This is a genomic window from Streptomyces sp. NPDC005423 (assembly GCF_040606415.1).
Classification (GTDB): Bacteria; Actinomycetota; Actinomycetes; order Streptomycetales; family Streptomycetaceae; genus Streptomyces.
In genome coordinates, this window is sequence record NZ_JBEXET010000013.1 from 35,559 (window position 1) to 61,331 (window position 25,773).

At 72.5% G+C, this 25,773-nt stretch carries 20 protein-coding genes and 2 pseudogenes; 14 read left to right on the forward strand and 8 right to left on the reverse strand.

Annotated elements, in window-relative coordinates; genetic code table 11:
* Nucleotides 1–279: 279 nt before the first annotated feature.
* On the forward strand, nt 280–1,464 hold the full coding sequence (locus ABZT12_RS16390) for a cytochrome P450 (protein WP_356383829.1): 1,185 nt from the start codon (nt 280–282) through the stop codon (nt 1,462–1,464).
* A 176-nt stretch (nt 1,465–1,640) separates the two neighbouring features.
* Here ABZT12_RS16390 and ABZT12_RS16395 read toward each other — a convergent pair whose 3' ends face one another.
* Entirely contained in the window at nt 1,641–2,651 is a 1,011-nt protein-coding gene (locus ABZT12_RS16395; RefSeq protein WP_356383832.1) for a Gfo/Idh/MocA family oxidoreductase, read from the reverse strand.
* Between the two features lie 130 nt (nt 2,652–2,781).
* Here ABZT12_RS16395 and ABZT12_RS16400 point away from each other — a divergent pair, with 130 nt between their 5' ends.
* The 5 genes from ABZT12_RS16400 to ABZT12_RS16420 all read left to right on the forward strand — a co-directional run bounded on the left by ABZT12_RS16400 (nt 2,782) and on the right by ABZT12_RS16420 (nt 11,024).
* Nucleotides 2,782–3,519 (forward strand): GntR family transcriptional regulator, encoded by a 738-nt coding sequence (locus ABZT12_RS16400; protein ID WP_356384118.1) that lies wholly within the window; start codon nt 2,782–2,784, stop codon nt 3,517–3,519.
* A 240-nt stretch (nt 3,520–3,759) separates the two neighbouring features.
* Nucleotides 3,760–4,908 (forward strand): ROK family glucokinase, encoded by a 1,149-nt coding sequence (locus tag ABZT12_RS16405; protein WP_356383834.1) that lies wholly within the window; start codon nt 3,760–3,762, stop codon nt 4,906–4,908.
* Entirely contained in the window at nt 4,905–5,486 is a 582-nt protein-coding gene (locus ABZT12_RS16410) for a sugar kinase (protein WP_356383837.1), read from the forward strand. Before ABZT12_RS16405 ends, ABZT12_RS16410 begins: the two co-directional genes overlap by 4 nt.
* Before the next feature lie 127 nt (nt 5,487–5,613).
* Complete coding sequence (locus ABZT12_RS16415; protein WP_356383840.1) at nt 5,614–8,445, forward strand: DEAD/DEAH box helicase; 2,832 nt, start codon at nt 5,614–5,616, stop codon at nt 8,443–8,445.
* Nucleotides 8,446–8,636: 191 nt separating this feature from the next.
* The gene (locus tag ABZT12_RS16420; protein ID WP_356384121.1) at nt 8,637–11,024 is read left to right on the forward strand and encodes an SWIM zinc finger family protein; all 2,388 of its coding nucleotides are present in this window, start codon (nt 8,637–8,639) and stop codon (nt 11,022–11,024) included.
* 486 nt (nt 11,025–11,510) lie between these two features.
* Here ABZT12_RS16420 and ABZT12_RS16425 read toward each other — a convergent pair whose 3' ends face one another.
* Nucleotides 11,511–12,038, reverse strand: coding sequence for an SRPBCC family protein (locus tag ABZT12_RS16425; RefSeq protein ID WP_356383843.1), 528 nt, complete (start codon nt 12,036–12,038; stop codon nt 11,511–11,513).
* A gap of 138 nt (nt 12,039–12,176) precedes the next feature.
* Here ABZT12_RS16425 and ABZT12_RS16430 point away from each other — a divergent pair, with 138 nt between their 5' ends.
* The 5 genes from ABZT12_RS16430 (at nt 12,177) to ABZT12_RS16450 (ending at nt 17,120) form a co-directional block, all read left to right on the forward strand.
* Complete coding sequence (locus tag ABZT12_RS16430) at nt 12,177–13,076, forward strand: helix-turn-helix transcriptional regulator (protein ID WP_356383846.1); 900 nt, start codon at nt 12,177–12,179, stop codon at nt 13,074–13,076.
* A gap of 812 nt (nt 13,077–13,888) precedes the next feature.
* The gene (pcaC, locus tag ABZT12_RS16435) at nt 13,889–15,091 is read left to right on the forward strand and encodes a 4-carboxymuconolactone decarboxylase (protein WP_356383849.1); all 1,203 of its coding nucleotides are present in this window, start codon (nt 13,889–13,891) and stop codon (nt 15,089–15,091) included.
* A 41-nt stretch (nt 15,092–15,132) separates the two neighbouring features.
* Nucleotides 15,133–15,768, forward strand: a complete 636-nt coding sequence (locus tag ABZT12_RS16440) for an MBL fold metallo-hydrolase (protein WP_356383852.1) — start codon at nt 15,133–15,135, stop codon at nt 15,766–15,768.
* 30 nt (nt 15,769–15,798) lie between these two features.
* Nucleotides 15,799–16,578 (forward strand): exodeoxyribonuclease III, encoded by a 780-nt coding sequence (locus ABZT12_RS16445; RefSeq protein ID WP_356383855.1) that lies wholly within the window; start codon nt 15,799–15,801, stop codon nt 16,576–16,578.
* A gap of 134 nt (nt 16,579–16,712) precedes the next feature.
* Nucleotides 16,713–17,120 (forward strand): DUF6278 family protein, encoded by a 408-nt coding sequence (locus ABZT12_RS16450; RefSeq protein WP_356383858.1) that lies wholly within the window; start codon nt 16,713–16,715, stop codon nt 17,118–17,120.
* 74 nt (nt 17,121–17,194) lie between these two features.
* Here ABZT12_RS16450 and ABZT12_RS16455 read toward each other — a convergent pair.
* The 3 genes and pseudogenes from ABZT12_RS16455 to ABZT12_RS16465 all read right to left on the reverse strand — a co-directional run.
* Nucleotides 17,195–17,585 (reverse strand): annotated as a pseudogene (locus ABZT12_RS16455) (hypothetical protein); the annotation flags it as partial.
* A 143-nt stretch (nt 17,586–17,728) separates the two neighbouring features.
* Nucleotides 17,729–18,847, reverse strand: coding sequence for an acyl-CoA desaturase (locus ABZT12_RS16460; protein ID WP_356383861.1), 1,119 nt, complete (start codon nt 18,845–18,847; stop codon nt 17,729–17,731).
* Between the two features lie 7 nt (nt 18,848–18,854).
* Nucleotides 18,855–19,910, reverse strand: a complete 1,056-nt coding sequence (locus ABZT12_RS16465; RefSeq protein WP_356383864.1) for a ferredoxin reductase — start codon at nt 19,908–19,910, stop codon at nt 18,855–18,857.
* An 86-nt stretch (nt 19,911–19,996) separates the two neighbouring features.
* Here ABZT12_RS16465 and ABZT12_RS16470 point away from each other — a divergent pair, with 86 nt between their 5' ends.
* Together ABZT12_RS16470 and ABZT12_RS16475 are read left to right on the forward strand one after the other, a co-directional pair.
* Nucleotides 19,997–21,136, forward strand: coding sequence for a helix-turn-helix domain-containing protein (locus ABZT12_RS16470; RefSeq protein WP_356383867.1), 1,140 nt, complete (start codon nt 19,997–19,999; stop codon nt 21,134–21,136).
* 92 nt (nt 21,137–21,228) lie between these two features.
* Nucleotides 21,229–21,330, forward strand: a pseudogene (locus tag ABZT12_RS16475) (IS5/IS1182 family transposase); the annotation flags it as partial.
* A 179-nt stretch (nt 21,331–21,509) separates the two neighbouring features.
* On the opposite strand, the gene ABZT12_RS16480 reads toward ABZT12_RS16475, so the two are convergent.
* Complete coding sequence (locus ABZT12_RS16480; RefSeq protein ID WP_356383870.1) at nt 21,510–21,890, reverse strand: LysR substrate-binding domain-containing protein; 381 nt, start codon at nt 21,888–21,890, stop codon at nt 21,510–21,512.
* Between the two features lie 87 nt (nt 21,891–21,977).
* Here ABZT12_RS16480 and ABZT12_RS16485 point away from each other — a divergent pair, with 87 nt between their 5' ends.
* Entirely contained in the window at nt 21,978–22,367 is a 390-nt protein-coding gene (locus tag ABZT12_RS16485; protein WP_356383873.1) for a VOC family protein, read from the forward strand.
* A 612-nt stretch (nt 22,368–22,979) separates the two neighbouring features.
* Here the strand turns inward: ABZT12_RS16485 and ABZT12_RS16490 are convergent.
* Both ABZT12_RS16490 and ABZT12_RS16495 read right to left on the reverse strand, forming a co-directional pair.
* A complete protein-coding gene (locus ABZT12_RS16490) occupies nt 22,980–24,365 on the reverse strand; it encodes a mannitol dehydrogenase family protein (protein ID WP_356383875.1) in 1,386 nt (461 codons plus the stop codon).
* A 4-nt stretch (nt 24,366–24,369) separates the two neighbouring features.
* Nucleotides 24,370–25,773: an FAD-linked oxidase C-terminal domain-containing protein gene (locus ABZT12_RS16495; protein ID WP_356384124.1), complete on the reverse strand. Its 1,404-nt coding sequence runs from the start codon at nt 25,771–25,773 to the stop codon at nt 24,370–24,372.

Consider the following 25,773-nt stretch of genomic DNA (forward strand, 5'->3'; position numbering starts at 1 on the left):
CTCGCCCCGCGGCCCCCCACGCTCGACGGCCGCGGGGCGAGGCATGCCGGCCGACGGGCCGCGCACGAAATGGCCGACACCCGCGGTGGGATTCCACCGCCTTCCCGGCACACCGTCGGGCCACCGCTCGGCCCACCGGCGTCGGCCGGGGCGCCGCCGACGGCCCGCTCGACGAGGACGGGCACTTGCCGGGGTCCCTGAACGTTCTGGAGAGTGCGGCGGCGTCAGGGGACGTCCGGGGAGAGGCGGCCTCGAAGGGGCGGCCCGAAGGGGGAGCGCATGACGGAAGTGATCGACCTCGGGGAGTTCGGCGACGGGTTACGCCGCGACCCGCATCCGGTCTACGCGCGGCTGCGCGAGCGCGGTCCGGTGCACCGCGTGCGGTTGCCGGCCTCCGATCCGGCGTACGAGACCTGGCTGGTCGTGGGCTACGAAGAGGCGCGTTCCGCGCTCGCCGACCCCCGTCTGTCCAAGGACGGCAACAGGATCGGGACGACGTTCCTCGACGAGGAGCTGATCGGCAAACACCTGCTGGCCGCCGACCCGCCGCAGCACACCCGCCTGCGCGGGCTGATCACGCGCGCGTTCACCATGCGCCGGGTCGAGGAACTGCGGCCCAGGGTCCAGCAGATCGTCGACGGACTCCTCGACACAATGCTCCCCTCCGGCCGCGCCGACCTGATGGAGTCCTTCGCCTACCCGCTGCCGATCACGGTCATCTGCGAACTGCTCGGCGTTCCCGAGATCGACCGCGCCGAGTTCCGGAAGCTGTCCACGGAGGCGGTCGCGCCCGTCAGCGCCGAGAGCGAGCAGGCCGCGTTCGTCCGCCTCGCCGAGTACCTGGGCGAGCTGATCGAGGACAAGCGGTGCGCCGGCCCTGGCGGCGACCTGCTGAGCGATCTGATCCGCACCACCGCCGAGGACGGCGACCGGCTCTCCCCCGAGGAGCTGCGGGGGATGGCCTACATCCTGCTCATCGCGGGCCACGAGACGACGGTCAACCTGCTCGGCACCGGCGTGCACGCCCTGCTCAGCCACCCCGAGCAACTCGCCCTGCTGCGCGCCGACATGAACCTCATCGACGGCGCGGTCGAGGAGATGCTGCGCTACGAGGGACCCGTCGAGAACGCCACGTTCCGCTACGCGGCGGAGCCGCTGGAGATCGGCGGCACCTTCGTGGCGCAGGGCGAGACAGTGATGATCGGACTCACCGCCGCCGACCGGGACCCGGGCCGCTATCCGGCCCCCGACCGCTTCGACATCCGCCGCGACACCCGCGGCCACGTCGCCTTCGGCCACGGCATCCACTTCTGCCTCGGCGCCCCGCTGGCCCGCCTCGAAGCGCGTACGGCGATACGGTCGCTGCTGGAGCGGGCCCCCGGCCTCGCCCTCGACGGACCGCCCGGCGACTGGCTCCCGGGCCTGCTGATCCGCGGGGTGCGGAGTCTGCCGGTGCGCTGGTAGAGCGGCCCGGCCGCCGCGGCCGCCAGCCCCGGGACCCCGACCGGAGACCGAGGCGGCCGGTGCCGCGACCGCGCGGATCGGCGGGGTCGACCGAGCCGCACCGGCAATCCTTCGACGTCAACTCCCTTCACGGACATGGAAGTTGGATGCCTGCAACGGCGTACGGTCCCGGCTGGTCAGCCGACGGCGGCGGCGCCCGCGACCTCCGCGATCCGGACCGGCCTGCGCTCTCTGCGCGACACCTCGCACGCCTCGGCGATCCGCAGCGCCTGCACCGCCTCGCGGCCGTCACACGGGTTGGTCCGCGCTCCCACCACCACCTCCACGAAGGCGGCGAGCTCCGCCTCGTAGGCGGGCCCGAACCGCTCCAGGAACCCGGTCCACGGCTTGGTCGCGGCCGGCGGTCCGGTCGGCTCGGTGGACGCGATCGGCGTGCGGTCGTCCAGCCCGACCACGATCTGGTCCAGCTCGCCCGCGAGCTCCATGCGGACGTCGTAGCCCGCGCCGTTCAGCCGGGTGGCGGTCACCGTGGCGAGCGTGCCGTCGTCCAGGGTGAGGACCGCCGCCGCCGTGTCGACGTCCCCCGCCTCCCGGAACAGCGGCGGCCCGGCGTCGGAACCGGCCGCGTAGACGTCGGTCACCTCGTGGCCCGTCACCCAGCGCAGCATGTCGAAGTCGTGGATCAGACTGTCCCGGTACAGCCCGCCGGAGAGCGCCAGACGCGCGGGCGGCGACTGGTCGGAAGTCATCGCCCGTACGGTGTGCAGCCGCCCGAGCCGTCCCGAACGCACCGCCTCACGGGCGCCCGTGTAACCGGTGTCGAAGCGGCGCTGGAAGCCCATCTGCAGGACCGTCCCGGCCGCCTCCACCTCCGCTACCGCCTGGAGCGAGCCCGGCAGGTCCAGTGCTATGGGCTTCTCGCAGAAGACGGGGATGCCGGAGCGTGCCGCCCGGCCGATCAGTTCGGCGTGTGCGGACGTGGCCGTCGTGATGACCACGGCGTCCACTCCCCACCTGAAGATCTCTTCCGTACTCGGTGCCGCGGTCTCTCCCAGCCGGTTCGCCAGTTCCTGGGCCCGTGCCGGGTCCGCGTCCGTGAGGATCAGCGATCCGACCTCCCGATGCCTGCTGAGGGTCCTGGCATGGATGGTCCCGATGCGGCCCGTACCGATGACTCCGATGCGCATGGGAACAAACTGAGGGCCGACCCGGCGCGCTGTCAATGCGTATGTCCGGACAACCGAACTACACAACTTCCCGTCAACCACCCACGGAGCTACGCTCGGCCCCGTGCCGAAACCAGAAGTGGATCCGACCGTGTCGCTGGAACTCAGTGTGGACCGGAGCAGCCCGGTGCCGTTGTACTTCCAGCTCTCCCAGCAGCTGGAGGCGGCGATCGAGCACGGTGCGCTGACCCCCGGCAGCCTGCTGGGCAACGAGATCGAGCTGGCCGCCCGGCTCGGTCTCTCCCGGCCCACGGTCCGCCAGGCCATCCAGTCCCTGGTCGACAAAGGCCTCCTGGTCCGCCGCAGAGGCGTCGGCACCCAGGTCGTCCACAGCCAGGTCAAACGCCCGCTGGAACTCAGCAGCCTCTACGACGATCTGGAGGCCGCCGGACAGCGCCCCGCGACGACGGTGCTCCTCAACACCGTCGTCCCGGCGCCCGCGGAGATCGCCGCCGCCCTCGGGGTGGCCGAGGGCAGCGAGGTGCACCAGGTCGAACGGCTGCGCCTCGCGCACGGCGAACCGATGGCCTACCTCCGCAACCATCTGCCCCTCGGCCTGTTCGGCATGGACACCGCGCAGCTGGAGTCCACCGGTCTGTACCGCATGATGCGCACCGCCGGGATCACCCTGCACAGTGCCCGCCAGTCCATCGGCGCCCGCGGCGCCACCGCCGTCGAGGCCGAGCGGCTCGACGAGGCCGAGGGCGCACCGCTGCTCACCATGGAGCGCACCACCTTCGACGACACCGGCCGGGCCGTCGAGTACGGCAGCCACACCTACCGGCCCAGCCGCTACTCCTTCGAGTTCCAGCTCCTCGTCCGCCCCTGAGGACCGCCGCCGGGCCCCGCGGTTCGTCGCAATGTCAGGACAATGCGACCGCCGGGGCCGCCGAACCACCCGGGACGCGGACCCCCCTCCCGGGCGGGCGGGACCTCCTGGGCGACCGCTTCGTACCGCCGCGCCGTGGAACGATGAGCGGCCGTCCGGCACCCGCACCCGGCCACGGCCGACGCCCCCTCGGCTCCCCCATACGGCACCCCACGCGCGCGTGAGGCAGAATCGGGCACGATGAGCACCTACGGCAACTTCAGCGCCCCCATAGGCTCCCGCCGCGCGACAGCGCTCCGCACCGTGGGCACCCGCGAGCGCCGCTCCCACCTGACGGCACCCCGCGTGCCCACGGTCGGCATCGACATCGGCGGCACGAAGGTGATGGCGGGCGTCGTGGACGCCGACGGCAACATCCTGGAGAAGCTCCGCACGGAGACCCCGGACAAGTCCAAGAGCCCCAGGGTGGTCGAGGACACCATCGTGGAGCTCGTCCTGGACCTCTCCGACCGGCACGACGTGCACGCGGTCGGCATCGGCGCGGCCGGCTGGGTCGACGCGGACCGCAACCGCGTCCTGTTCGCCCCCCACCTGTCCTGGCGCAACGAGCCCCTCCGGGACCGCATCTCGGAGCGGCTCTCCGTCCCCGTACTGGTCGACAACGACGCCAACACCGCGGCCTGGGCGGAGTGGCGCTTCGGCGCCGGCCGCGGCGAGGACCACCTCGTCATGATCACCCTCGGTACCGGCATCGGCGGCGCGATCCTGGAGGACGGCCAGGTCAAGCGCGGCAAGTACGGCGTCGCCGGCGAGTTCGGCCATATGCAGGTCGTGCCCGGCGGCCACCGCTGCCCGTGCGGCAACCGCGGCTGCTGGGAGCAGTACAGCTCCGGCAACGCCCTGGTCAGAGAGGCCCGCGAACTGGCCGCGGCCGACTCCCCGGTGGCGTACGGGATCATCGAGCACGTCAAGGGCAGCATCGGCGACATCACCGGCCCGATGATCACCGAACTGGCCCGCGACGGCGACGCGATGTGCATCGAGCTGCTCCAGGACATCGGCCAGTGGCTCGGCGTCGGCATCGCCAACCTCGCCGCCGCCCTCGACCCGTCCTGCTTCGTGATCGGCGGCGGCGTCTCGGCCGCCGACGACCTGCTGATCGGCCCCGCCCGGGACGCGTTCAAGCGCCAGCTCACCGGCCGCGGTTACCGCCCCGAGGCCCGCATCGTGCGCGCCCAGCTCGGCCCCGAGGCCGGCATGGTCGGCGCCGCCGACCTCGCCCGCCTGGTCGCCCGCCGCTTCCGCCGCGCCAAGCGCCGCAGGGTGGAGCGCTCGGAACGCTACGAGCGGTACGCGGAGGCCCGCCGCTCCACCCGGGACACCCTGTGACGGCCTCGCTGCCCCGCCAGGCCACACCCCCGGACGAGCCGCGCCGGCCACCGGAGGACCCCAGGCACAAGGCGCGTCGCAGGGCGCTCACCCTGCTGATCATCGTGCTCCTGATCGGTGTCCCGGCCGGCTACCTGGTGATCTCCGCCAACCAGAGCCGCCACAGCGGCAAGGAGAAGGAGGACAAGTACTCGGCGACCGGCCTCACCGCCGGCTGGCCCTCCAAGGTGCAGCGCCGCCTCTACCAGCTGCCGGTCCCGCACCCCGCGGACCGGACCGCCTACTACGAGACCAACAACTGGAAGACCAGCCGTCTCTACGCCCAGTTCCGCACCACCCAGGCCGGCCTGGACAGTTTCCTCGCCGGTGTCGAGGTCAACCGCGACCAGCTGAAGAAGGGCGACATCGAGATCAGCGCCCGCGACCAGAAGATCACCGGCTGGCACTTCACCGGCCCCGGCCCTTGGTGGGGCACCGTCCGCAAGCAGAAGGCCCCGGCGCCCACGCAGGACATCGTGGTGAACCTCGCCGACCCGGTCTTCCCCATGGTCTACGTCGTCTCCCGCACGGTTCCGTAGCACCGCCCCGCCCCCCGGCACCGGCTCTCCGCCCGCCCTCGGCACGGCCGCCGGAGCCGATTGTCAGACCCCGCCCGTAGAGTCGAAGACAACTGGCGGGACCGACGGGCGGGAGGTGACAGGACGTATGAACGGCACGGCGCCGGCGGAGTGCGTCCCCGTGCGGCTGGCGGCGGTCTTCCTGCCGTCGTCCCTCCCGCGCGAGGGCCGGATGGCGTTCTGGGCCCCCGACGACGGCCCCCTCCCCACCGAGGCCGCCGACCACCCGGGACGTACGGAACTCACCGTCGTACGGCGGTACGGCACCGGAGTGCGCCGAGGGCCCGCCCCCGCGCTGACCCTCTCGCTCGACGAGGCGCTGCCGCTGCTGGTGCGCGCCCGGCGCGACCCCGCCGCCCACCCCGCCACGGCCTGCTGGGGCGCCGCCGCCCTGCACGCCCTGCGGCTCGCCGCCCGCGGCCGGCTGCTGCCCGGCCTCACCGCCACGGGCCACGACGCCTGGCGGGCCGGCCCCCTGGACCCGGAGGACATCGCGTACGTCCGCGCGGTCGCCGCCGCCCTGCCGTACGAGGGACACGCGGTGCCGCTGCCCGGACCGGGCCCGCTCCGGCTGCCCGAGCCGGAGGCACTGACCCGCGCCTTCCTCGACGCGGTCGCGGACACCCTGCCCCGCACCCCGGCCGCACCGTACGTGTCCGGGAAACCCTTCGCGGACCGCCGCCCCCAGCGGCTGACCGGCGCCCAGGACTGGGCCGCGGAGGTCGCCGCCGGGATGGACGCGGGCGTACGGATCTCGCTGCGCCTGGACCTGTCGGCGTGCGACCTCTTCGACGACGGCGGACAGGTCCGCACCGCGGGCGCCGCCGTCGTCCAGGTGCACAGCCTCGCCGACCCCACCCTCGTGGTGGACGCGGCGCCCCTGTGGGCCGGTGCGGCCGACACCGCCTTCGGCCCCCGCGCGCGGGTCGACGCGGCCCTGGCCGTACGGCGCGCGGCCCGCGTCTGGCCCCCGCTGGACCGGCTCGCCGAACAGGACGTCCCCGACGTACTGGCCCTGTCGGAGGAGGAGTTGGGCGACCTCCTCGGGGTCGCCGCCGGCCGGCTCGCGGCGGCCGGGGTCGCCGTGCACTGGCCCCGGGACCTGGCGCAGGACCTCTCGGCGACCGCGGTGGTCCGGTCGGCACCGGGCTCGGCGACGGACGGCACGGGCTTCCTCGACAGCGAGGAACTGCTGCGGTTCCGCTGGCAGTTGGCGCTCGGCGGCGACCCGCTCACCGAAGCCGAGATGGACCTCCTCGCCGAGGCCCACCGCCCGGTCGTCCGGCTGCGCGACCAGTGGGTGCTCGTCGACCCTGCCCTCGTCCGCAAGGCCCGCAAGCGCGAACTGGGCCTACTGGACCCGGTGGACGCCCTGTCCGTCGCCCTCACCGGCACCGCGGAGATCGACGGTGAGACCGTCGAGGCGGTCCCGGTCGGCGCGCTGGCCGCCCTGCGCGACCGTCTCACCGCCGGGGTACGCACCGTCGAACCGCCGCCCGGGCTGCGCGCCACCCTCCGGGACTACCAACTCCGGGGCCTGGCCTGGCTCGACCTCATGACCTCACTCGGCCTCGGCGGCTGCCTCGCCGACGACATGGGCCTGGGCAAGACCATCACCCTCATCGCGCTCCACCTGCGCCGCGCGCGCCCCGAACCGACCCTGGTGGTCTGCCCCGCCTCCCTCCTCGGCAACTGGCAGCGGGAGATCACCCGCTTCGCCCCCGGTGTCCCCGTCCGCCGCTTCCACGGCCCCGACCGCACCCTGGAGGACCTGACCGGCGGCTTCGTCCTCACGACGTACGGCACCATGCGCTCGGCCGCCCCCGCCCTCGCCGAGCAGCCCTGGGGCATGGTCGTCGCGGACGAGGCACAGCACGTCAAGAACCCCTACTCCGCGACCGCGAAAGCCCTGCGTACGATCCCGACCGCCGCGCGCGTGGCCCTCACCGGCACACCGGTCGAGAACAACCTGTCGGAGCTCTGGGCCCTCCTCGACTGGACGACACCGGGGCTCCTCGGCCCCCTGAAGTCCTTCCGCGCCCGGCACGCGCGCGCCGTGGAGAACGGGGAGGCCGCCGGCGCCGAGGCGGCGACCCGGCTCGCCCGGCTGGTGCGCCCCTTCCTGCTGCGCCGCAAGAAGTCCGACCCGGGCATCGTCCCCGAACTGCCGCCCAAGACGGAGACGGACCACCCGGTACCGCTCACCCGCGAACAGGCCTCCCTGTACGAGGCGGTGGTCCGCGAGTCGCTGCTGGCCATCGAGACGGCCAAGGGCATCGCCCGCCGGGGCCTGGTCCTGAAACTGCTCACCTCCCTGAAGCAGATCTGCGACCACCCGGCGCTGTACCTCAAGGAGGAGCCGACGCACGGCGGGACGGACCGGCAGGCGCTCCGCTCCGGCAAACTCGCCCTGCTGGACGAGCTGTTGGACACCCTGCTCGCCGAGGACGACTCCGCCCTCGTCTTCACCCAGTACGTCGGAATGGCCCGTCTCATCGCCACGCACCTGTCGGCCCGCGCCGTCCCCGTGGACCTTCTGCACGGCCGTACGCCGGTGCCGGAGCGCGAGCGCATGGTGGACCGCTTCCAGAACGGGGAGATCCCGGTCCTGGTGCTCTCCCTCAAGGCGGCCGGCACGGGACTCAACCTCACCCGCGCGGGGCACGTCGTCCACTTCGACCGCTGGTGGAACCCGGCGGTGGAGGAGCAGGCCACCGACCGCGCCTACCGCATCGGCCAGACCCAGCCGGTCCAGGTCCACCGCCTCATCGCCGAGGGCACCGTCGAGGACCGCATCGCCGAGATGCTGGAGGCCAAGCGCGCCCTCGCCGACGCGATCCTCGGCTCCGGCGAGTCCTCCCTCACCGAACTCACGGACCGCGAGCTGTCCGACCTGGTGTCGCTGCGGGGTGCGTCATGACGGCAGCCGAAGACGCGTGGCCGCCGGGGAGCGGAGAGCCCGCCGGGGGAGACCGACAGGAGACAGAACCGGTCAAGCTGGGGGATCTTGCGGGGAAGCTGCTCGGTATGCGCGGAGAAGCGCACACCTCGCGGGAGCGGGAGCCAGGGTCCGGGTCGGCGGACGGCGAACAGGCCGTCGCGCGGCCTCCGTTGGAGGAGACCCCGGAGGCTCGGCCCGCGGAGACGATCCGTCGCGCCCTCCTGGCCGCACGCGAGCGGGCGGAGCGGGAGACGGACGCGGATGTGGACGCGGGCACGGCTCGGGGCGGTCGCCCGACGACGCCCGGAAGCACTGCCGGGTCGGAGGCACGCCCGGGGGACGCGGCCCGTGCCGCGTTGCGCCGCGCGGTGGCCGAGCGCCGCAACGCGGGCGTCGCGACGGACGAGGACCCCGGCGTAGAGGCAGCCCCGGAGACAGCGCACGACTCAGACAACGACACAGCGCACGACGCAGCGAACGAAACAGCGCACGAAACAGAGAAGGACACCGGGCGGCGGGACACCGGACGGAAGACAGGGAAGGCCACCGACCAGAGGACTGGGCAAGCCACCGAGCGGGACGCGGGGAAGGGCGCCGGGTCCGACGGGTACACCACCGCTGCCCCGGCCGAGCGTCTGAGCACTCCGACGGACGGTGCGGCCCCGGACCCCTCCGGTGACAACTCCGGCGCGTGGTCAACTCCCCGCGACGACACGAACGCACCCCGCCCGCCGGAATCCGGCCCGGCGCGGACGCACGCGACAACTCCCGCAGTGGGGGCCGGAGGCCAGGCCGGGCGTCCCGCCGACGTCGCCCGCGAGGCGCTGCGGGCCGCCCGCGACGAGGCGCGGCGGGTCCGAACGGAGGCCGCAGGAACGGGAGTTGATTCGCGTCGCCGGTCCTCCCGTGCCGCGTCCGGGGCGGCTCGGGGCCCGAGCGAGGCGCGCGTGCCCGGTGCGGAGGCCCGGGCCCGGCAGCTACGGGAGTTGCTCGCGGATGCTTTCCGGATGCCCGCCGACGACACCTCGCCGGAGGCGGAGGCCGACAGCAACAGCCGTGTGCCGCAGAGTAGTTCGGCCGACCCGAGCGACGCCGTTCCCGCTGGGCCACCGCCCCGGACGTTCGGGCCACCGCCCCGGACGGTCGGAGAACTCCCCGACGCCGCGTCGATGTTGGTGTCGGCGACCCCCGTTCCGGACGGTGGCACGGGACGGTCCGTGCCGCCCCCGCCGGCCGCCGTGCCGCCCCCGCCGCTCGCCGCCGTCCCCCGGCCCGACCCGCAACTCCCCTCGTCCATGGCCGCTCCGAGCCGCGACGGCGACCTGCGGCGCACCTTCCCCGCCTTTCCGCCCGTCGCCTCACCCGCCGCGGGGTTCGCCGAAAGCTGGTGGGGGAACGCCTGGGTCTCGGCGCTGGAGGAGGGCGCCCTCGACGTCAAGCGGCTGGCCCGCGGACGCGGCTACGCGGAGCAGGGCCACGTCGACGCCATCACCGTGACCCCTGGGCTCGTGCTCGCGTACGTGAAGGGCAGCCGTCCGCGTCCGTACCGGGTGCAGGTGCGGCTGCGGACACTCGACGACGCGGACTGGGAGCTGTTCCTGGAGGCCGTCGCCGAGCGGCCCGGGGACATCGCCGCACTGCTCGACAAGGAGATGCCGCGGTCGCTGGCGGAGCACGCGGTCACGCTGCTGCCCGGCCCGGGCGACCTGGACCCGCAGTGCAGCTGCCCCGACGCCGGCCACCCCTGCAAGCACGCCGCCGCCCTCTGCTACCAGACCGCCCGGCTGCTCGACGCCGACCCCTTCGTCCTGCTCCTGTTGCGCGGCCGGGGCGAACGCAGCCTGCTCGACGAGCTCTCCCGTCGCAACGCCGCCCGTGCGGCCCGCGCCGCCCAGGAGAAGAAACCCGCGCCCCTGCCCGGCGTCCGGGCTACGGACGCGCTCGCGCCGCGCCGGCTCCCGCCGCTCCCCGCGCCACTGCCCGTGCCGCCGCACCCCGGACAGCCCCCCGCCTATCCGGCGGCCCCGGGCGGCCCGGACCCGTTCGCGCTGGATCAGTTGGCGACGGACGCGGCGGCCCGCGCCCACACCCTGCTCAGCTCCGGCCGCGACCCCGTCGGTCAACTGACGCTCTGGCAGGACGCGGTGCGCCTGGCCGCCGCCCGCCCCGGTTCCGGACTGACCGCCGCCACCCGGTCCCTCTACGCCTCGCTCGCCACCGCCGTCGGCCGTACCCCGACCGAGCTGGCGCGCGCCGTCGCCGCGTGGCGGCAGGGCGGCCTCGAAGGGCTCACCGTCCTCGAAGAGTCCTGGGACCCGCCGGCGGGCCGCTTCGACCGGGCCAGGCCGCTGCTCCTAGCCGCCGACCTCCCCGCCTTCCGCCCCCGGCACAACCACCTCACCCACCCGCTCGGCCATGTCCAACTTCGCCTGGGCCAGGACCACTTGTGGTACGCCTACGAGTCCGAACCGGGCCGCGAGGACTGGTGGCCGAGAGGCACCCCCGACCTGGACCCGGTCGGCGCGCTGACCGGCCTCGGCACACCGGGCGGGCTCTGACCCAGCCCTGGCGGCGAGCGTCGCGCGTGGTCCGGGCCGTCCGGCGCCGCGCCGGCGGCAGCTCTACTCGTCCTCCGGCTGGGGAACACACGCGCCCGTTCGTACCGCCACCGCCGCTCCTTCCCACCCCACCCCACCCCACCCCGGCACCGGCAGCCGGCGATCGCCGTACCCTGCCTCTCGGCCGCGGCCGTCCTGGGGATCGCTCACGGTCGGCGCCACCGCCGCGACGCCCGGTCCCACACCCTCACGGCTCGCCGCCCCCATGTGTCCTCGGCAGCCGCGTGCACCACGTTCGACGGCGTGCTCGCTCGACCCCCACTCGTCCCCCGCCGAGACGAACGCCCGGCTGTTGGAAGCGATCCCCGACGTGGTCCCCGGCTGCCCGCGGCCCGCAGGGCGCACACGCCGTCAGGCAGGCAGCCGGCGACATCCGTCGCGTAGGACGGCGAAGGCCTCGGTCACGAGATCCACGAGCGGGGATGGCTACCGGTCGCGACGGCCCGCGATCCACTCCGCCAGGGCGAGCAGGGTGGTCTCCGCGCTGTCCGCCATGTGGTCCCGTAGGGCATAGAGGTCCTCGGGCGTGTCGCCCAGGACCGGGTCGGTACGCAGCAGTCGCCAGGTCTGCTGGACGACGCTGCCGGCGCCCCGCGGGTGGAGGTGCCAGTCCCAGCGAACGATGCCTTCCTCGGCGCCGCCGACGACGAAAGCGAACGCGGAACCCGGATCGGCCCGCACCACCTCGGAGTGGGTGACCCATTCGCGCCCGTCACGCCGGTTGCGGCCGCTGAACCGCGCGCCGACCCATGGGCCGTCTCCGGGCTCGTAGCTCACGGCGCTGGCGCTCGGGCTCCACGTCTCGATCAGGGACACGTCGCTGATCAGGGGGTACACGGAGTCCGGCGGCAGGTCGACCCAGCACCGCCTGGTGAAGGTGAGGGGCGTCAGATCGAGGCCGACCAGCGCGTCGCGCGAGGGGGAGACGCTGCTCCGGGACGCTGGTGTGCTCATGCATTCTCCCGAAGGCGCAGACGGTGGAAAGGGCATACGGCTCATCGTGGGGGCCGGTGCGCAGAGCGGCCAGACCCTGCCGATCCGCACCCTGGCAGGGTGAGGCACAGCGCGTCGCTGGTGCGCATACTCGGTGCCATGAACAAGCACGGGCAGCTCGCCGACTTCCTCCAGGCACGCCGGGGCCTTCTGCGGCCCGAGGGTGTCGGGTTGCGGACGTACGGCGAGCGGCGCCGGGTGCCGGGGCTGCGGCGGGAGGAACTGGCGATGCTCGCGGGCATCAGCGCGCCGTACTACGCCCGGCTTGAACAGGGCCAGTCGCACAACGCCTCGCGCGAGGTGCTCGAGGCCCTCGCGACCGCCCTGCGCCTGGACGAGGCCGAGCGGGCCCATCTGCACGAGCTCGCCCGAGCGCCGAAGCGGGGAAAAGCCGCGTCGCGTCCCCGCCCCGAGCGGGTCACCCCGGCTGTCAGCGCGTTGTTGGCAGCTGTCGAAGGCACACCCGCCATCGTTCTGGGCCGCCGTACTGACGTGCTCGCCTGGAACGCGCAGGGCCACGCGCTGTTCGCCGGCCACTTCGACCGGGACAGTCCCGCCGAACCGGGCCGTCGGCCGAACATGGCGAAGCTGGTGTTCCTCGACGCTCACACCCGGGACCTCTACACCGATTGGCCCGCCAAGGCGAGGGCCGTGGTCGGCAACCTGCGCATCACCGCCGGCCGGTATCCGGAGGACCCCCTGCTGGCCGGGCTCATCGGTGAACTGACCATGCACAGCCCGGAGTTCGCGGCGATGTGGGCCGATCACCGGATTCAGGCCTGCGATGTCGCCGACTACGAGATGCGCCACCCCACGGTCGGGACCCTGACCGTCACCCAGCAGACGCTCCAGAGCCCGCAGGGGAACGGACCGGTCGTCGTGATCGCCACGGCCGCTCCCGGGTCCCCCTCGGCGACAGCCCTACGCCTCCTCGCCCACGCCACCGGGCCGAGCGAGGCGGCCCGGCCCCGCAGCGACGCCGCATCCCGCCCCTCCTGACCTGAGAAGCCCCCTCACCAAGTGGCTCTACGGCCGCGGACGTTCGAGGCGTAGGCACAGGGCGCCGCGTCCTACATCCAGCAGCCGGACCAGCGCACACCCCTGACCACACGCGGAGCGCGCCGAGCACCGGGCGACGGCCTGCCCGAGCCCCCGCTGGTCTTGGCGGCGGTCCCGTACTTCCGGGCGCCTTCCTCTCAGCGTGGCCGTTGGCAACTCGCCTGTGGGTTGGGGGATTTCGGCCTGCCGGACCTACGGGCAGCGGCCGTACGGGGCCCCGCCGTTCCAGCCGCAGCCGCCGAAGAAGAAGAGCGGTGTGGAGCACCGCCCCCACCGGAGCCCTCGGCAGCCTCGACATCGGCTCCGGCTCCGGCTCCGACACCCCGTGACTCGGCTGGGCAGCGTGACGGGGACGAGGGCGACGGACTCACTCATTCGCTGTTCTCCTCTTCGCCCGCCGGCCCCCAGGGTTCTGGACGAAAACCGTCTTCCAAGGCTCCGTCTGTACGATGCTCGGGCGTCCTGACTGACGTACCTGGCCGACAACGGTTGCCGGATCACTTGTCGGCCATGTGGGTTGGGCGCAGCGACGTGAGGACGGCCCGGAGGTGGTACGTGAAGCCGGACGCGGCGGGTCTGCTTCCAGCGTCGCGGGCTCGCGGAGGTCTCGCAGGGGGCGTGTGACAGATCGTGACAGATGAAGGTGTGATCCCGTGCGCGGAAGCAAGATCGAAACGCTGCAGTATCGCTTTGACGGGCCAGAACACCTGCCCGTCCTGATCTTGGGACCCTCCCTCGGTACGACGTGGCACATGTTCGACCGGCAGGTGCCCGAGTTGGTGAACCAGTGGCGGGTCTTCCGGTTCGATCTGCCCGGCCACGGCGGTGCCCCCGCGCACGCGGCCGGTTCGGTCTCCGACCTGGCCGACCGGCTGCTGGCCACGCTGGACGCCCTCGGCGTGCAGCGCTTCGGCTACGCGGGCTGTGCCTTCGGCGGCGCCGTCGGCATCGAGCTGGCGCTGCGGCACCCGGAGCGCGTGGCCTCGCTGGCGCTGATCGCCGCGTCGCCGCGGTTCGGCACGGCGGACGAGTTCCGGCAGCGCGGAGTGATCGTGCGTACCAACGGGCTCGACCCCATCGCCCGTACGGCGCCCGAGCGTTGGTTCACCGGCGGGTTCGCGGCGGCGCAGCCCGCGATCACCGAGTGGGCCGTGCAGATGGTGCGTACCACCGACCCCGGCTGCTACATCGCCGCCTGTGAGGCGCTGGCCGCGTTCGACGTACGGGCCGAGCTGTCCCGGATCGGGGTGCCGACGCTGGTCCTGGTCGGCTCGGACGACCAGGTCACCGGGCCCGCCGAGGCCCGCACCCTGGTCGCCGGTATCCCGGACGCCCGCCTCGCCGTCGTACCCGACGCCTCGCACCTGGTCCCGGTCGAGCAGCCGACGGCCGTCACCGACCTGCTGGTCCGGCACTTCTCCACCGCCTGGCAGCCCGCCTTCGTCGACTCCGCCACCGGGCAGGTCGCCATTCCAGGGGCGTTGGCCAACCCCGTCGTCGTCGCGCCGCCGCAGACCGCGCCCATCGCCGAGATCGCGCCCGCCGTCGTCGTACCGCCGCAGGTCACGGGACGGCCCGATCCCTACGACGCCGGGATCAAGGTGCGCCGTGAGGTGCTCGGGGACGCGCATGTCGACCGGACGTTGGCGCAGGCCGACGCGTTCTCGGGGGACTTCCAGGAGTTCCTCACCCGTTACGCGTGGGGCGAGATCTGGGACCGGCCCGGCCTCGACCGGCGTTCGCGCAGCTGTGTCACGCTCACCGCGCTGGTCGCGGGCGGCCATCTGGACGAGCTGGCCGTCCACACCCGCGCGGCGCTGCGCAACGGCCTGACGCCGGTCGAGATCGGGGAGGTGCTGTTGCAGGCGGCCGTGTACTGCGGGGTGCCGGCGGCGAACAGCGCTTTCAAGGTGGCCCAACGGGTCATCCGCGAGGAGACGACCCCCACGGAGTGATCGGCGGTCCGTCCGCCGGGTCCGCGGGACAGGATGGAACCATGAAGCTCACCAAGAAGTCCCACGCCTGCATCCGTCTGGAGAAGGACGGCCGGACCCTCGTCATCGACCCGGGCGCCTTCAGCGAGGAGGACGCCGCGGCCGGCGCGGACGCCGTCCTCGTCACCCACGAGCACCCCGACCACTTCAGCGAGGAGCGGCTGCGGGCCGGTCTGGAGGCGAACCCGGCCGCCGAGATCTGGACCCTGCGGTCGGTCGCGGAGAAGATCTCCGCCGCCTTCCCCGGCCGGGTGCACACCGTCGGTCACGGCGACACCTTCACCGCGGCCGGGTTCGACATCCAGGTGCACGGTGAGCTCCACGCGGTGATCCACCCGGACATCCCGCGCATCACCAACGTCGGCTATCTCGTCGACGGCGGCCGGGTCTTCCACCCCGGCGACGCCCTCACCGTCCCCGGCCTGCCCGTCGAGACCCTGATGCTCCCGGTGATGGCCCCCTGGAACAAGATCTCCGAGGTCATCGAGTACGTCCGCGAAGTCGGACCGCAGCGCGCCTACGACATCCACGACGCCCTCCTCACCGACCTCGCCCGGCCCATCTACGACCACCAGATCGGCGCCCTCGGCGGCGCCGAGCACCTGCGGCTGGCGCCCGGCGAGGCCACGGTCCTGTGAGTGTCGGACCCGCCCGGTAGGTTGGGGGACATGCGCATCGCGACCTGGAACGTGAACTCGATCACCGCACGCCTGCCGAGGCTGCTGGCCTGGCTGGAGAGCAGCGGCACCGACGTGCTCTGCGTCCAGGAGGCCAAGCTGGCGGAGGCGCAGTTCCCGTTCGACGAGCTGCGCGAGCTGGGCTACGAGGCGGCGGTCAACGCGGACGGCCGGTGGAACGGGGTGGCGGTGCTGTCCCGGGTGGGCCTGGAGGACGTGGTCAAGGGCCTCCCGGGCGACCCCGGGTACGAGGGGGCGCGCGAGGCCCGGGCCGTCTCCGCGACCTGCGGCCCGGTCCGCGTCTGGTCGGTCTACGTGCCCAACGGCCGCGAGGTCGGCCACCCGCACTACACCTACAAGCTCGGGTGGTTCGAGGCGCTGAGGGCGGCCGTCGCGGACGATGCCCGGGGCGGCCGTCCCTTCGCCGTACTCGGCGACTACAACGTGGCGCCGACGGACGACGACGTCTACGACGCGGCCGCCTTCGAGGGCGCCACCCATGTCACCCCCGCCGAGCGGGACGCTCTCGCCGCCCTGCGCGGGTCGGGCCTCTCCGACGTGGTCCCGCGCCCGCTCAAGTACGAGCACCCGTACACCTATTGGGACTACCGTCAGCTCGCCTTCCCCAAGAACCGCGGTATGCGGATCGACCTGGTGTACGGCAACGAGCCGTTCGCGAAGGCGGTCACGGACGCCTATGTCGACCGCGAGGAGCGCAAGGGCAAGGGCGCCTCGGACCACGCCCCGGTCGTCGTCGACCTGGACGTCTGACCACCGGCGCCCGGCCGGGGCGCCGGGTCAACCCCCGCGCGGGGCAGGGCCGTTGGCGGTTTCCGGACCGGTCCGGACACGCCATTGGCTCCCGCCTGTGGTGCGTACGGCGGTGCCGGTGACACGCTGGAGTCATGAACATCCCCTTCCTGGGCAACCGGGGCGCCAGGCACGACGCTCCCGACCCCGCAGGCATCGCCGAGCTGCTCTCCGAGTGCCAACTCCTCCGCTCCCACGCGGCCCGGGAGGGCGTCCGACTCGACGATTCCACCGGCTCGTTGGAGGCGCTGGACCAGCTGGTGCCGCGCTGGCGGGACGACGAGGAGATCCTCGACTGGCTGGGCAACGACGCCGGTCTGTATCTCGGGACCGTCATCGTGCGCACGGTCCCCGGGGCTGTCTGGGAGCTGTGGCCGGACGGCCGGCCCGTCGTACGGCTCCTCTCGGGCCGGGAGTTCGACGTCGTCGCCTTCGGACACGAGTGGGCCGACAGCGGTGTCCCCGAACTCTCGCAGCTGTACGCCGAGGTCGCGGAGGAGTAGGCGTGCCGACCCCACGGCGAGGGTCGGGGACACGGCGCCGACCGCGGTCGTGCGTTGAGAGGTACCGCGTCCCAGGAGGCCCGGTGTGAGGTGCGGGCCGCCACCGGGGGCGGTTCGGTCTCCGCCGCCCGGGTCACGTCCGCGACCAGTTCCACCACATCGGGGCCGTACGCCTGTGAGTTGACGATTTTCAGCAACAGGACGAAGGAGGCGTCACCGTACTCGCGGGCCAGCCGCTCATGTCCGAGGGCGGGACAGCGCGTCGCCGACTGATGGGGCGCGCTGCCCGCAGAAGAGGAACACCGGCCATACGTAGCGGCTCTGACCGACCGTCAGCTGGACAAGGAGCACGAACTCGCCCTTGCCGGGCTCCAGTCGGTCCCGCTCGCCGCCGATCCGGAAGGCGCCGCAGTCCGGCCGCGGCTCGGCGTCCACGTCGACCCGGACGCCGGGCAGCAGCGACGCTGAAGTCTGCGGCCGACCGTCGGAGTGCCGCTTGGTCCGGGCCTCATAATGGATGAAACGCCGCCTTTTCCGGGTGTCTGAGCGACCGTCCGAAGCCGGCGGTGCCGCCGGTACGGCCGAAAGATCTGAACCAGTACCGGGAGTCAGGCCGCGACGAGTTCCTGCTCGTGGTCCGGCGTCATGACCTTGGGCTTCTTGTTCGGCAGCGAGAGCCGGAAGACCTTGTGCCACGCGGAGACCACCTGCTTGGGCAGCGGCCCGGTGACGTACTCCAGCTCGTACTTCTCGAACAGCGCGCGCACCTTCACCGCGACCTCGGCGTACCGGTTGCTCGGCAGGTCGGGGAACAGGTGGTGCTCGATCTGGTGCGACAGGTTGCCGGTCATGAAGTGCATGGCCCTGCTGCCGCTGATGTTCGCCGAGCCCATCATCTGGCGCAGGTACCACTGGCCGCGCGTCTCGCCCTTGATCGACCGGCGCTCGAAGACCTGCACGCCCTCGGGGAAGTGCCCGCACATGATCACCGAGTGGGACCAGATGTTGCGGACCAGGTTCGCGGTGAACGTGGCGCCGAGCGTGGTGAGGAACGACGGGCCCGACAGCAGCGGGTGGATCACGTAGTCCTTGAGCACCTGCTTGCGGATCTTGCGGCCCACGGCCTTGGCCCGCGCGCGGAACTCCGGGTTCTTGCGGTGGCGCTTGTGCAGGTTCTTGGCGAGCTCCAGGTCGTACGCCGCGATGCCGTACTCGAAGAAGCAGGCGTTGATGAAGTTCCACAGCGGCTGGCCGAGGTGGAAGGGGTGCCACTTCTGGTCCTCGTCGACGCGCATGATGCCGTAGCCGAGGTCGTTGTCCTTGCCGATCACGTTGGTGTACGTGTGGTGCAGCTCGTTGTGCGAGTGCTTCCACTGCTCGGACGGCGAGACGTGATCCCACTCCCAGGTGGTGGAGTGGATCTTCGGGTCTCGCATCCAGTCCCACTGGCCGTGCAGGACGTTGTGGCCGATCTCCATGTTGTCCATGATCTTCGCCACGGACAGACCGGCGGTGCCGAGCAGCCACGCGGGCGGGAAGATCGAGAACAGCAGCACGCCCCTGCTGACCAGCTCGAGCTTGCGCTGCGCCGAGATGACCTTACGGATGTAGGCGGCGTCTTTCTCACCGCGGCCGGCGATCACCTCGTCGCGGATCGCGTCCAGCTCGTGGCCGAGCTCCTCGATCTGCTCCGCGGTCAGGTGGGCGGTGGGGTCGATGGCGGTCAAGGTGTTCCTACCGTTCGATGTCGCAGGGGCCCGCCGCGGCGGACACACAGGTCTGGATGAGGACGCCCGGCTCGGCCTCGGTGATCTCGCCGGTGCGCAGGTCGCGGACGGCGCCCGCCTTGAGTGGCGTGACGCAGCCGAAGCAGATGCCCATGCGGCACCCGGAGGGCATGAGCACGCCGGCCTCCTCGCCGATGTCCAGCAACGGCGTGGCGCCGTCCGCGTCGACGGTCTTGCCGGTGACGCTGAACGTGACCTCGCCGCCGTCGCCGGCGACGACGATGCTGGGGCGGAAGCGTTCGGTGTGCAGGCGCTCCTGTACGGCGTGCTCGGTCCAGTGCTTCTCGGCGGCGTCGAGCAGGCCCGCGGGCCCGCAGGCCCAGGTCTCGCGTTCGGCCCAGTCGGGCACGAGTTCGTCGAGACGGGCGATGTCGAGCAGGCCGTCTGTGTCGGTGTGCACCTCGGTGAGCCGCAGCTTCTCGTCCGCGACCAGGTCGTGCAGTTCGTCGCGGAAGATCACGTCTTGCGACCGTGGCGCGCAGTGGACCATGACGACGTCGTCGAACTCGATGTCGCGCAGCATCCCCATCACGGGCGTGATGCCGCTGCCGGCCGTCAGGTAGAGCACCTTGGCGGGCTTGGCCTGCGGCAGCACGAAGTCACCGGTCGGCTGGTCGAGCTGGATCAGCGTGCCCGGTTTCGCCCGGCGGACCAGGTGGTTGCTGACCTTGCCGTCCGGGATCGCCTTCACGGTGATCGTGACGCGGCCGTCCTGACGGTTTGTCGGCGAGGTGATGGAGTAGGCACGCCACAGGCGTACCCCGTCGATGTCGACCCCGATCCGCACGTACTGACCGGCTGTGTGGCCGCGCCAGCCCCGTCCCGGCCTGATCACGACAGTCGCGGCGTCACCCGTCTCGGGGTGCACGGCCTCGATGCGCCCACGCAGGTCGGCGCCCGCACGCAGCGGGCTGACCAGGTCGAGGTAGTCCGACGGCAGCAGCGGCGTCGTGACCATCTCCAGCAGTTTCCACGCCCTGCTGCGGAGGGCTGCACTCGTCATGGCTCCAGCTTGCTGCGCCTCAAGGCGTAAAGTCCTGACCGCAGGACGTAAATCTGGTCGGCTGAATTGTTCGCAGGGAACAAAACATGAGCCATGCAATCCGGAGGGCCAGCGAACTGGCCCTGGATGAGACGACGGTCACCGCACTCCGGGCCGCACTGAGGACCACCGCCGACGAGGTCGTCCAGGCGATCATCGACGAGGTCCCTCCCTACGCCAACGCCCTTTCGGGCCGCATGGGCGGCACCATCCGCCGAGCCGTCCGTACCGCCCTGGGGCACTACCTGGACCTCGCGAGCGGGAACGCCACAGGCGGCGACGCCGGTGAGGCAGCCTACGAGCTGGGCCGCGGCGAGGTGCGCGACGGCCGTTCGATGGACGCCCTGCTCAGCGCCTACCGCGTCGGCGCCCGCGTGGCCTGGCGATGCCTGGCAGCGGGTGCCGTACCCGCAGGTCTGCCCGCCGCCGAGGTCGCCAAGTTCGCCGAACTCACCTTCGCCTACATCGACGAGCTCTCCGCCGCCAGCGCCGCGGGCCACGCCGACGAACTGGCCGCCCGAGGCATGGCCCACGAACGCCACCTGGAACACCTGGCCCGCGACCTCCTCGCCGGCGCGAGCCCGGACGTGCTGCTGGCCTCCGTGCAACGGGCCGGGTGGCAGCCTCCCATTTCGCTGACCGCGGTCCTGCTGCCCGCCGCCCAGGCCCGGCCGGCCTACCGCGCGCTCGACCCGACCACCCTCGTCCTCGACGATCTGCCGGACGCCACCGGTGTGCTGCTCGTCCCCGATGCCGACCGATCACATCTCTTGCGGCAGCTGACCGACCGCACCGCCACGGTCGGCCCGGCTCGGCCATGGATGCGTGCGTACGCCTCGTACACACGAGCCGTACGCGCACGCTCCCTGTCCGCTGATATTCGCGACACCGAGGACCACCTGCCCGAGCTGGTGCTGAGCGCCGACGTGGACGCGTTCGCGGACCTGCGTGCCCGAGCCCTGGCACCGTTGCGGACCTTGCCCGTCGCGACCGCGCGGCGGCTGGAGGAGACGTTGCGGGCGTGGCTGCTGCACCAGGGCAGGCGGGACGAGGTGGCGGCGGCGTTGTTCGTCCATCCCCAGACGGTCCGGTACCGGATGTCGCAGCTGCGGGAGCTGTTTCCGGATCTCGCCTCGCCACACCGGGTCCTCGAACTGACGCTGGCGGTCGGTCTCCGGGCCGGCTGACGCGTACTTCGACCGTCCACGACCACGTCCGCGCGCAGGCCTGGATCACGCCTCGCTCCGGCCCGGCCGTCCACGACCGCGTCCGCCGCCACTGGAACAAGCTTTCCGCCGGGACGAAGGCCGTCAACCGCGCCCACGCGAAGATCCGCGCACTCGGCGAACTGGCCATGGTCACCCGCAAGTCCGCACAGCTTGGTTTTTGACTTCGCGCGGCGGTACGGCTGGGGGGCAGGCCCACGCGGAATCTGGCTGCGAGCTCAGCGAAGTGTGGTTGCAGCGCAGGTGGGCCAGGGTCGTCAGCGCCTCGCGGCTGCGGGTAAGCCCCCGCCGGGTGCCGAATCGTCGCCGCCGACACGCGCCGCGCCGTGAGGATCTAGGCCTCGGCTACGGGCGTGCGGACGCCCAGCAGGGAGAGAAAAGCGGAGACTGCGGGTGACGGGGGGAACCGGCTCCAGATGAGTCGCTCCACCCGTGTCGGCCCGTTGATGATCGGCACACATCGCAGTCCGTGCAGTTCGGCATTGAACGTCGCGGGTAGCAGGGCGATGCCCAATCCCTGGCGAACCATTCGGACCATGAGCTCGACACCGGACACCTCGAACGCGACCTCGCGCCGCAGGCCGATCGCCGCGAAAGCCTGGTCCGACTGGGCGCGGGCGGCGCTGCCGTCGGCGAAGTCCACAAACACCTCGTCGGCAAGGAGGCGCAGGTCCACCTCATGGTGCGTGGCCAGCGGGTGGCCCGGGGCCACCACCGCGACATACTGCCCGCGGCCAAGTTCCTTGTCACGGACGCCCTCACACTGCCGGCGCCCCGCGCGCCCCGACCCGCGGAGAAACCCATGCGCGTGATCGCCTTCGACCACCTCGTCCTGAACGTCGCCGACATCGAGCGCTCGCTCGCCTTCTACACCGGCCCTCTGGGCCTGGAGCCAGTGCGGGTGAAGGAGTGGCGGGACGGCAAGGTCCCCTTCCCGTCCGTGCGGGTGAGCCCTACCACCATCATCGACCTCGTCAAGACGCCCGCCGAACGGGCGAAGGGCTTCAACGTCGATCACATCTGCTTGGTGGTCGAGCCGCTCGACTGGCAACGTGTCATCGATTCCAGCGTCTTCACAGTGCTGGACGGCCCCGGCAAGCGCTTCGGTGCCCAAGGTGCGGCGGAGTCCCTCTATGTGCAGGACCCGGACGGCAACACCGTGGAGCTGCGCTGGTATCCGCCGGACGCCTGAGCACGCCCACGGCGACTCGCTTCAACCGCACGGGATCAGCAAGGTCACGGCCGGTCACACTGGTTTGCGCTACGGCGCTCCGGCGGTTGGAGGTCGAGCCCGTTCTTGGCCATGCGGCCGGGTCGGGCCCCCGCTCGTCGGTTGGGTAGAAGGGGTTGCACAGAGGGCAACCACAACCGCCGGAGAGAGCACGACTGGGGCGGCGGGCTGTCTCCAGCCTCTTCCCCCCAGAGGCGGCGCGGCCAGGAGGACCGGGACCGGGCGACCACGCCCTGGCCGCGCACCAGGCGGACCATCAACTGGGACCCCCACGCCCCCTTCAGCACGGCTACGGCCTACTGGCCGGGGACGGCCCCTTGAGCGAGCGGTCGCCCCAACTCGCCCCACCCTCAAGGACGTTCGCCTGTTACGTCCGAGGTGCCTGCCAGGATCGCCATCATGGACATGCGCATCGCACCGGCCGGGGTGGCCGACTTCCACCAGGTGGTGACTGATCACCGGCCCCTGACGCGACGTCCGCCCGCTGCGGCGAAGGGAGTTGGACACACAACGGCACCCGGTGAACGGACGGTCCCCGCATGGTGCGGAGCCTGTCTTCACACCGGCCGGGTCTCACGCGAACCCCCGCAGCAGCCCGCGCGGACCACTCGTGCGCAGCAGATCCGCCGCGCGCTCGACGTCGGGCAGCAGTTGCCGGACGAGCGGATCGGCAGGGGCCGACGCGTCGAGCCAGGCCGTTGTCGGGGCGTCGTCGGCGACGAGCCGCGCCGTGGTGCCGTCGGCGATCACGAAGCCCGCGCGCTCCGCCTCCCGGCCCGCCGCCTGCCAGAGCGCGACGACGGCGCCCGCCCCGGGGGCGGGCCGCCGGGCGCGGAGCAGGTCGAGGGCGACGGGGATCACGAAGCCGCCGATCCGGTCGGTGGCCGCCACCGCGAGCCGTTCGAGCGTGTCGGCGATGGCTGGGTTGGTGAACCGCCCCAGCACCGTCTCGACGTACTCGGGCACGTCGATCCCGGGGACGCGGTCGAGCGTCCCGGTCGCCTCGCGCTTCAGGTATCCCCGGACGAAGGCGCGTACGTCGGTGTCGGCGGCGGCTTCGTGGACCATGCGGTGCCCGAGGAGCAGGCCGGCGTAGGCGATGGCCTGATGGGCGCCGTTCAGGATCCGCAGCTTCAGCTTCTCGTACGGCGCGACGTCCTCGACGAGTTGCACGCCGACCTCCTCCCACGGCGGCCGTCCCGCGGGGAAGCGGTCCTCCAAAACCCACTGGGTGAACGGCTCCGCGACGACCGGCCACTCGTCGGCCCACCCTGTGTGCTCGCGCACGGCGGCGACGTCGCTCGGGGTGGTGGCCGGCGTGATGCGGTCGACCATCGAGCTCGGGAAGGCGACCTCCGACTCGATCCAGGCGGCCAGCTCGGGGTCCCGGCCGGCGGCGAACGTGGTCAGCGCGCGGCGCGCGACCTGACCGTTGTGCTGGATGTTGTCGCACGAGACGACCGTGAAGGGCACCGTGCCGGCTGCCCAGCGGGCGGCGAGCGCATCGCTGAGCAGGCCGAAGACGGACACACCGCCCTGCTGCGCGGACTCGTCGTAGCCGCCCTCGGTGATCGTCAGCGTGACGATGCGGACGGCCGGGTCGGTCAGGGCGGAGACCACCGCGTCCGGATCGTCGGTGGCCTGTAGGTGACCGACGAGCGAGCCGATCACCTCGGCTCTCCTGCTGCCGTCCGCCGCTCGGATCTCCAGTACGTAGCAGCCGTTCTGGGCGGTGAGGACCTGGTGCATACGAACGTCGTCCGGCCGGGTTCCCACACCGAGGATCGCCCAGTCGTCGGCCAGGCCCCGACGCATCAACTCGTGGGTGTAGACGGCTTGGTGACTGCGGTGAAAGCCGCCGACGCCGACGTGGACGATGCCGACGCCGAGGGGGCGCGCGCGGTAGTCCGGCGCGGGGAGCGCCGCGGTCCGGTACGCGGAGGTGTCTCGGTTGTCCATTGGATCAGGCCTCGAAGATCTTGCCGGGGTTGAGGATTCCGGCCGGGTCGAGGGCGCGCTTGACCGCGCGGTGCATGTCCAGGACGGCCGGGCTGAGTTCCTGGGTGAGTCCGGTCCGCTTGAGCAGACCTACCCCGTGCTCCCCGGTCACCGTCCCGCCCAGTTCGAGCGCGTCGGCGATGATGTCGTCGAACGCCGCGCGGGCACGGGTCCTGGCCTCCTCGTCACCGGGTTCCGTCACCAGCAGCGGATGCAGGTTGCCGTCCCCGACGTGCGCGATGTTGGCGATGGTGATCCGGTGCTTGTCCGCGGTGCGGTCGATGCGGGCCAGCATCTCGGGCACCGCCGCGATGGGCACGCAGACGTCCTCGGTCAGTACCGGCCCCAGCCGTTCGAGTGCGGGGAAGGCCAGCCGGCGGGCTTCGAAGAGCATCTCGGCCTCCGCCTCGGTCTCCGACCGCTCGGCCCAGGTGGCGCCGGCCGCGCGGAAGCACTCGAGCATCCGGCGGGCGCCGTCGTCCCCGGCGGGGCCGCCGTCGTCGAAGCGCGCCAGCAGGACGACGTCCGCCTCGGCGGAGAGGCCCATGTTCTTCCAGGCGTCCACCGCGCGCAGGCAGTGCCGGTCCACCAGTTCCAGGGCGGCCGGCCGCAGCGCCGCGGCGGCTGTCGCGCGAACCGCGTCCCCGGCCCGGACGACGCTGTCGAAGTAGCCGGCGACCGTCACGCCGATCGGAGGCGTCGGCCGGAGCCGGACCGTGACCTCGGTGACGACGCCCAGGGTGCCTTCGGCCCCCACGATGAGGCCCATCAGGTCGTAGCCCGCGACACCCTTCGCCGTACGGCGGCCGAGCCGGACGATCTCGCCCGTGCCGGTCACCACCTCCAGGCCGAGGACGTAGTCACGGGTGACGCCGTACTTGACACAGCACAGTCCGCCCGCGTTCGTCGAGACGTTGCCCCCGATGGTCGACCACTGGGAGCTGGCCGGGTCGGGCGGATACCACAGGCCGTGCGTGGCCACGTGGGCGCGCAGGTCGTCGTTGACCACACCGGGCTGTACGACGGCGAGGCGTTCGAGCTCGTCGACCTCCAGTATCCGGTCCATGGCGTCGAGCGTGAGCACCACGCCCGCCTCAATGGCGTTGGCCCCGCCCGAGAGCCCGGTGCCGGCACCCCGTGCGACCAGCGGGACGCCGTACTCGAGGCAGGTCCGGACCACGGTCCGTACCTCGTCGGTGCTCCTGGCGCGCACGACGGCGGCGGGGGAGCCGGCCGGTGCCCACACGGCCTGGTCGTGGGAGAGGCCTGCGACGATGTCCGGGTCGGTCACCACCCGGCCGGCGGGCAGCCGGCGCGCGAGCGCCTCGGCGATGCCTCCGGTGTGGGTTGCCGTGATGGCGGCATTCAG

Bases quoted from the DNA above. Each gene is read 5' to 3' on its own strand.
- ABZT12_RS16390 (WP_356383829.1), top strand. From the start codon at position 280: ATGACGGAAGTGATCGACCTCGGGGAGTTCGGCGACGGGTTACGCCGC.
- ABZT12_RS16395 (WP_356383832.1), bottom strand. From the start codon at position 2,651: ATGCGCATCGGAGTCATCGGTACGGGCCGCATCGGGACCATCCATGCC.
- ABZT12_RS16405 (WP_356383834.1), top strand. From the start codon at position 3,760: ATGAGCACCTACGGCAACTTCAGCGCCCCCATAGGCTCCCGCCGCGCG.
- ABZT12_RS16415 (WP_356383840.1), top strand. From the start codon at position 5,614: ATGAACGGCACGGCGCCGGCGGAGTGCGTCCCCGTGCGGCTGGCGGCG.
- ABZT12_RS16425 (WP_356383843.1), bottom strand. From the start codon at position 12,038: ATGAGCACACCAGCGTCCCGGAGCAGCGTCTCCCCCTCGCGCGACGCG.
- ABZT12_RS16430 (WP_356383846.1), top strand. From the start codon at position 12,177: ATGAACAAGCACGGGCAGCTCGCCGACTTCCTCCAGGCACGCCGGGGC.
- pcaC (WP_356383849.1), top strand. From the start codon at position 13,889: ATGTTCGACCGGCAGGTGCCCGAGTTGGTGAACCAGTGGCGGGTCTTC.
- ABZT12_RS16440 (WP_356383852.1), top strand. From the start codon at position 15,133: ATGAAGCTCACCAAGAAGTCCCACGCCTGCATCCGTCTGGAGAAGGAC.
- ABZT12_RS16445 (WP_356383855.1), top strand. From the start codon at position 15,799: ATGCGCATCGCGACCTGGAACGTGAACTCGATCACCGCACGCCTGCCG.
- ABZT12_RS16450 (WP_356383858.1), top strand. From the start codon at position 16,713: ATGAACATCCCCTTCCTGGGCAACCGGGGCGCCAGGCACGACGCTCCC.
- ABZT12_RS16465 (WP_356383864.1), bottom strand. From the start codon at position 19,910: ATGACGAGTGCAGCCCTCCGCAGCAGGGCGTGGAAACTGCTGGAGATG.
- ABZT12_RS16470 (WP_356383867.1), top strand. From the start codon at position 19,997: ATGAGCCATGCAATCCGGAGGGCCAGCGAACTGGCCCTGGATGAGACG.
- ABZT12_RS16485 (WP_356383873.1), top strand. From the start codon at position 21,978: ATGCGCGTGATCGCCTTCGACCACCTCGTCCTGAACGTCGCCGACATC.
- ABZT12_RS16490 (WP_356383875.1), bottom strand. From the start codon at position 24,365: ATGGACAACCGAGACACCTCCGCGTACCGGACCGCGGCGCTCCCCGCG.